The sequence below is a fragment of the Aeromonas sp. MaB10011B genome, from assembly GCF_017939325.1.
GTDB lineage: Bacteria > Pseudomonadota > Gammaproteobacteria > Enterobacterales > Aeromonadaceae > Aeromonas > Aeromonas caviae.
The window spans coordinates 346304-353095 of record NZ_JAGKRK010000072.1 but is presented as its reverse complement, the minus strand read 5'-3'; the positions used below and the strand labels follow the sequence as shown (position 1 = coordinate 353095).

Annotated in this window: 5 protein-coding genes; all 5 read right to left on the bottom strand. The window is 62.8% G+C overall.

Features of this window, described 5'->3' with window-relative positions; all coding sequences use genetic code 11:
- Window positions 1-153 precede the first annotated feature (153 nt).
- The 5 genes from cysC to cysG all read right to left on the bottom strand — a co-directional run bounded on the left by cysC (window position 154) and on the right by cysG (window position 6662).
- Complete coding sequence (gene cysC, locus J9893_RS16055) at window positions 154-747, bottom strand: adenylyl-sulfate kinase (RefSeq protein ID WP_210599736.1); 594 nt, start codon at window positions 745-747, stop codon at window positions 154-156.
- A gap of 236 nt (window positions 748-983) precedes the next feature.
- On the bottom strand, window positions 984-2708 hold the full coding sequence (locus tag J9893_RS16050) for an SLC13 family permease (protein WP_128296049.1): 1725 nt from the start codon (window positions 2706-2708) through the stop codon (window positions 984-986).
- Window positions 2709-2712: 4 nt separating this feature from the next.
- Complete coding sequence (gene cysN, locus J9893_RS16045; protein WP_113977598.1) at window positions 2713-4140, bottom strand: sulfate adenylyltransferase subunit CysN; 1428 nt, start codon at window positions 4138-4140, stop codon at window positions 2713-2715.
- Window positions 4141-4164: 24 nt separating this feature from the next.
- On the bottom strand, window positions 4165-5133 hold the full coding sequence (cysD, locus tag J9893_RS16040) for a sulfate adenylyltransferase subunit CysD (protein WP_210599737.1): 969 nt from the start codon (window positions 5131-5133) through the stop codon (window positions 4165-4167).
- Window positions 5134-5237: 104 nt separating this feature from the next.
- Entirely contained in the window at window positions 5238-6662 is a 1425-nt protein-coding gene (cysG, locus tag J9893_RS16035; protein WP_182956862.1) for a siroheme synthase CysG, read from the bottom strand.
- Window positions 6663-6792: the final 130 nt, after the last annotated feature.

The window sequence follows — 6792 nt, the reverse complement described above, 5'->3', positions numbered from 1 at the left end:
CTAAGAAGTTGCTTGAGGTACTGGGTTGCATTGATAATAGTCATGGCTTCGGGCGTGTCGGTTTTTTTTTGCGATTAAATCAGATCACAAACGAAGCCTTTTTTCTATCTATTTCAATTGGTTGTAGCTAAAGATCCTGTACATGAACCGACCTTAGTCAATCAACACCCGCAACCTTAGCGCAGTCAGCAACTCCTCCACCAGCGCATCCACCGGTTTACCGGCATTCAGCAGATGGATTTCCGGCTGCTCCGGTGCCTCGTAGGCCGAATCGATACCGGTAAAGTTGCGAATTTCCCCCGCTCGCGCCTTCTTGTAGAGCCCCTTGGGGTCGCGCTCTTCACAGACGGCGAGCGGCGCATCCACAAACACCTCGACAAACTCCCCTTCACCCACAAGATTGCGCACCAGTTGCCGCTCGGCACGGAACGGCGAGATAAAGGCAGTGAGCACGATAAGGCCCGCATCCACCATCAGTTTTGCCACTTCGCCGACCCGGCGGATATTCTCCTGGCGGGCGGCGTCATCGAAGCCGAGATCGCCACAGAGGCCGTGGCGCACATTGTCCCCATCCAGCAGATAGGTGTGCTTGCCCGAGGCGGCCAGCGCCTGCTCCAGCGCCCCCGCCAGGGTGGACTTGCCCGCCCCGGAGAGCCCGGTAAACCAGATCACCAGCGGCTTTTGCCCCTTCTGCTCGGCCCGGCTCTGTTTGTCGACGGCATGGGCATGCCACACGATATTGCTCATCCAACACTCCTTGATTGGCGCTCACGCCTCAAAACTTAAACTGTCCGGCACCACGGGGAGCCGCCTCGGACTATCAGCCGACAACGTGCTGATGCCATGGCATTGCTCATCCAACACTCCTTGATTGGCGCTCACGCCTGGATGCCAGTGCCCTGGCACTCCCCTGCATCATAAGCAGCCTTGATAAAAGCTGCGTTAACATAAGCAGCCCTTAACACATCCCCCGGTATCAGACCTTAAAACGGAAACAGCAGGGGTACCATGACGATCACCCCGATGCTGTAGGCCAGGGAGACCGGCAGGGCCAGCTTGAGATAATCCGGCATCTTGTAGTTGCCCGCCGCATAGACCATCAGGTTGGTCTGGTAGCCGTAGGGCAGGATAAAGCTGGAACTCGCCCCGAACAGCACCGCCAGAATGAACGGCATGGTGGAGACGTCCATGCTGAGCGCCAGCTGGAATCCCATGGGGAAGGCCAGGGCCGCCGCCGCGTTGTTGCTCATCAGCTCCGTCAGCACCAGGGTAAACAGATAGATCCCCACGAAGGCGATAAAGGGACTGGCCCCGTTGAACTCCCCCATCAGCCAGTCGGCGATGAGCTTGGCCAGACCGCTCTTCTCCAGCTGATCGGCGATGGCGAGGGCCCCGCCCACCACCAGCCAGATATCCAGCGGAAAGCGGCGGCGGATCTCGTCCAGGGTCAGGATGCGGGAGAAGAGCAGCACCACCAACATCACCAGCAGCCCCTTGAAGAGCGGCACCAGATCGAGCACCGACAGGGTCAGCACCCCGAGGAACCCCGCCACCACGGCGGCGCTGCGTGTGGCATCAAGCCGGGTGGAGGCCTCCAGCCCGCTCACCACCACGAACTCGCGGGAGAGGGACTTGTTGCTGGCAAACTTGGGGCCGGGGGCCAGCAGCAGGGTGTCCCCCGCATGCAATTCAATCTGGCCGAGGCCGCCGGTGAGCTGGGTCTCGCCCCGGCGCACCGCCAGCACCACCGCATCGAAGTGGGTGCGAAACTCCGCATCCTTGATGGTCTGACCCACCAGGCGCGAGCTGTGGCTGACGATCACCTCCACCAGGTGCTGGCCGTTGAGGCGGTGCTGGCCGTAGAGATCCAGCCCTTTGAGCTCCTGCAACACGCCGACGCTCTCCACGTCGCCACAGAACAGCAGCATGTCCCCCTCGTGCAGCTCGTGTTCCGGCTGCACCGGGCAGATCACCTGGTTGCCCCGGATGATCTCGGCGAGATAAAGGCTTTTCAGGCTGCGCAGGCCGTTCTCCTTGACGCTGCGCCCGGCCATCGGCGAGCCGGGGCCCACCTTGGCCTCGAGAAAATAGCCGGATTCCCGGCTCATCTCGGTGTCCTGCTCCGGCAGGTGGCGGGCAAACAGCAGCACGGCGATGAGGCCGGTCAGCAGGGTCCCTGCCCCCACCATAAAGAAGTCGAACATGCCGAGCGGCTTGGCCCCCATTTTGATGAGGAAGCTGTTGACGATGAGGTTGGTGGAGGTGCCGATCAGGGTCAGCACACCGCCAAAGGTCGCCGCGAAGCACATGGGCAACAGCAGCCGTGAGGGCGCATGGTTGGGGTTGCGCTTGACCGCCCCCAGCATGGACGCCACCACGGCGGTGTTGTTGACGAACGCCGACAGGAAGGCGGTGGAAAACCACACCTTCACCAGCACCTTGTTGAAGGAGCCGGTGCCCACCAGGTTGGCAAACCAGCTCATGACCCGGGTCTTCTCCACCGCGAGCGACACCAGCAGCAACAACACCAGGGTCAGCAGGGCGCTGTTGGTGTAGCCCGCCACCACGGCGTTGATGTCCGCCAGGCCACTCAGGTAGGTGATGAGCACGGCGCCCGAGAAGAGCAGCGCCGGCCGGAGTTTGCCCTGGATCAGCAGGGCGACGAGGGCAGCCAGCAGACCCAGCACCAGGGATTGTTGCCAGGTCATGGGCTTACTCCTTGCCGGAATCGTTGCTGATGGTCAGCGCCTGCCAGTGGGGGAAGTGCTTGCGCACCAGGGCGTTGAGCTCCACTTCGAACTCGCTGTATTGCCCTGCCATCACCTTGGCCGCCAGCCCTTCCACTATCATGCCGGCACCGACGGTGACGTTGGTCAGCCGGTCGATGAGGATGAAGCTGCCGGTGTCGCGGATCTCCTTGTAGGGGTCGAACGCCACCGGGTCGGTCAGGCTGAATTCGCACAGGCCGATCTCGTTGAGCTTGAGCTCGGAGGCGGGCAGCTCGTCCAGCTTGTTGATCTCGATGCGGTGGCGGATGGCCTCCACCTGGCCACGGCTCTTCTTGGTGGCCAGCTTGACGTCATAGACCCGGCCCGGTTGCAGGGACTCTTCCCCCATCCAGACGATGTGAGCCAGCACGTTCTGGGTCACCTGGGGCTTGTTCGCCGCGTCCACCAGCAGGTCGCCCCGGCTGATGTCGATCTCGTCCGCGAAGGTGACCGTGATGGCCTGACCCGGCAGGGCGTACTCCAGATCCCCGTCGAAGGTGACGATGCGGGTCACCGTGCTCTCTTTGCCGGACGGCAGCACGGCAAGCTTGTCGCCCACCCGCAGGATGCCGGAGGCGAGCGTGCCAGCGAAGCCGCGAAAATCGAGGTTGGGGCGGTTCACGTACTGCACCGGCAGGCGCACCGGATGGCGTTCCAGCTCGCGCTCCACTTCGGCAGACTCCAGCAAGGAGAGCAGGGTCTCGCCCTGATACCAGGCCAGCTTGTCGCTCGGGTTCACCACGTTGTCACCGTCCAGGGCCGAGACCGGCACGATGTGGATGGTGTCGACGCTGAGCTTCTTGGCGAATTCGCGGTACTCCAGGCTGATGCGATCGAACACCTCCTGGCTGAACTCCACCAGGTCCATCTTGTTCACTGCCACCACGAACTGCTTGATGCCGAGCAGGCTCGCGATAAAGCTGTGGCGGCGGGTCTGATCCAGCACCCCTTTGCGGGCGTCGATCAATATGATGGCCAGATCGCAGGTGGAGGCGCCGGTGGCCATGTTGCGGGTGTACTGCTCATGGCCCGGGGTGTCCGAGATGATGAATTTGCGCTTGGCGGTGGAGAAATAGCGGTAGGCCACGTCGATGGTGATGCCCTGCTCGCGCTCCGCCTGCAGGCCGTCCACCAGCAGGGCCAGGTCCAGCTTCTCGCCGGTGGTGCCGAGCTTCTGGCTGTCGGACTCCAGCGCTTTGAGCTGATCTTCATAGATCTGCTGGGAGTCGTGCAGCAGGCGGCCGATGAGGGTGCTCTTGCCGTCGTCCACGCTGCCGCAGGTGAGAAAACGCAGCAGGCTCTTGTGCTGCTGGGCGTGCAGGTAGGCTTCAATGCCCTGTTCGCTGATGGCGGTCTGAATGTGGTTGTTCATGATGCGATTCCTTAGAACATTTTTTTAGAAATAGCCCTGACGCTTCTTCTGCTCCATGGAGCCGGCCTGATCGTGGTCGATGAGCCGCCCTTGCCGCTCGCTCGAGGTGGTGATCAGCATCTCTTCGATGATCTCCGGCAGGGTGGTGGCATTGGATTCGATGGCCCCGGTCAGCGGGTAGCAGCCGAGGGTACGGAAGCGCACCAGCTCCTGCTTCACTTCGTCTTCCGGGCCGATGGGCATGCGCTCGTCATCCACCATGATCTTGATGCCGCCGCGATCCACCACGGGGCGTATGGCCGCGAAGTAGAGCGGGACTATGTCGATGTTCTCGAGATAGATGTATTGCCAGATGTCCAGCTCGGTCCAGTTGGAGAGCGGGAAGACACGGATGCTCTCCCCCTTGTTGACCTGGCTGTTGTAGACGCGCCACAGCTCCGGGCGCTGGTTCTTCGGATCCCAGCGGTGGGACTTGTCGCGGAAGGAGTAGACACGCTCCTTGGCGCGGGATTTCTCCTCGTCGCGACGGGCACCACCGAAGGCGGCATCGAAGCCGTATTTGTTGAGCGCCTGCTTGAGCCCCTCGGTCTTCATGATGTCGGTGTGCTTGCTGCTGCCGTGCACGAAGGGGTTGATGTCCATGGCCAGACCATCCGGGTTCTTGTGGACGATGAGATCCAGCCCGTACTTCTTGGCGGTCTCGTCCCGGAACTTGATCATCTCCTTGAACTTCCAGTTGGTGTCCACGTGGAGCAGGGGGAAGGGGATCTTGCCCGGGTAGAAGGCCTTGCGGGCCAGGTGCAGCATGACGGAGGAGTCCTTGCCGATGGAGTACATCATCACCGGGTTTTCAAATTCGGCGGCCACCTCGCGGATGATATGGATGCTCTCGGCTTCCAGTTGCTGCAGGTGAGTCAGTCGCTCGCGGGTGACACCTGCACGGATGCTCTGTGCATCGGATGGCTGCAGTTGGGTCAGTCTTTCACGGTCCATGTCTGGGTCCTCGGTTCATTGCTATCGCACCTGCTCGGGGCGCGGTGTTGGTTCAGTTCGGTGCCGCCTTGGCCGCACCGTCAAATCGATTCGGGTCTCGCCTCTCAGGTCAGGCTCACCAGCTTGAGCTCGTGGCCGCTTTCTGCCTCCTGCCCTTGCCCCTGTTCGCCAAACCAGGCGAGTTGCTGGCGCAGGGCCACCACTTCACCGATGACGATAAGCGACGGGCTCACCGCCTGCTGGGCCAGCTCGGCCAGATCCGCCAGGGTGCCGGTCAGCACCCGCTGACGGGCCGTGGTGCCCCGCTCGATGATGGCGATGGGGGTGGCGGCGCGTCGGCCATGGCTCACCAGTTGCTGCTGGATATGCTCGGAGCGCATCAGCCCCATGTAGATGACCAGGGTCTGGTTGGTGGCCGCAAGCTGCTGCCAGTCGGGCTCCTTGCCCTCCTTCTGGCAGTGGCCGGTGATGAAGACGGCGCTCTGGGCATGGTCGCGGTGGGTGAGCGGAATGCCCGCATAGGCGGTGGCACCGGCGGCGGCGGTGATGCCGGGCACCACGGAGAAGGGAATGCCCTCCTCGGCCAGCACTTCCAGCTCCTCGCCGCCACGGCCGAACATGAAGGGATCGCCCCCCTTGAGGCGCACCACCCGGTTGCCCGCTTTGGCGTATTCCACCAGCAGGCGGTTGGTCTCTTCCTGGGGCACGCTGTGGGCACCCGCCTTCTTGCCGACCGACACCAGGGTGGCATCGCGGCGCACCAGGTCCAGGATCTCGGGGGAGACCAGCTGGTCATAGAGCACCACTTCGGCCTGCTGGATCTGTTGCAGCGCCTTGAGGGTCAGCAGGCCAGGATCTCCCGGGCCCGCCCCCACCAGCACCACTTCCCCCACTTCGGTCTGGGCCTTGTCCAGCCCCTCATTGAGCCACTGCTCGGCCCCTTGCCAATCGGCTTTCTCAATCAGACCGGCCAGGGTGTTGGAGGCAAAGGCGCGCTCCCAGAAGCGGCGGCGATCGGAGAGGGAGGCCAGCACCTGCTTGGCCCGGCGGCGCACCCGGCCGGAGAGCTCCGCCAGACCGCCGAGGTGGCGGGGCAGCAGGCTCTCGAGCCGCTCGCGCAACAGACGCACCAGCACGGGGGCCTTGCCGCCGCTGGAGACGGCCACCACGATGGGGCTGCGATCGATGATGGAGGGGAAGATAAAGCTGGAGCGCTCGGGGTCATCCACCAGGTTGACGAACAGACCGCGCTCGGTGGCGCTCTGGTAGACCAGGGCATTGACCTCGAGATCGTCGGTCGCGGCCACCACCAGGATCTGCCCTGCCAGGTGGGCCGGGTCGAAACGCGCCGCCACATGGGTGAAGCGACCGGCAAATTCATGGAACTCGGGCTCGATCGCGGGAGAGACCAGGGTGATCCGGGCACCTGCCGCCAGCAGCAGGCGCGCCTTGCGCAGGGCAACCTCGCCCCCGCCCACCAGCAGTACCGGGCGGCCTTCCAACCTGGCAAACATAGGTAAATAATCCATCAGGGCCCGCTCCTCGGCATCGCGACATCTGGGGCGACTATAGGCAGGAGCGCTTATCCCTCAAAATAATAAAAAATGCTCTTTAATGCGTTTTGGTAATTAGTAAAGCCGTGTGGCGGCAATAAAGAAG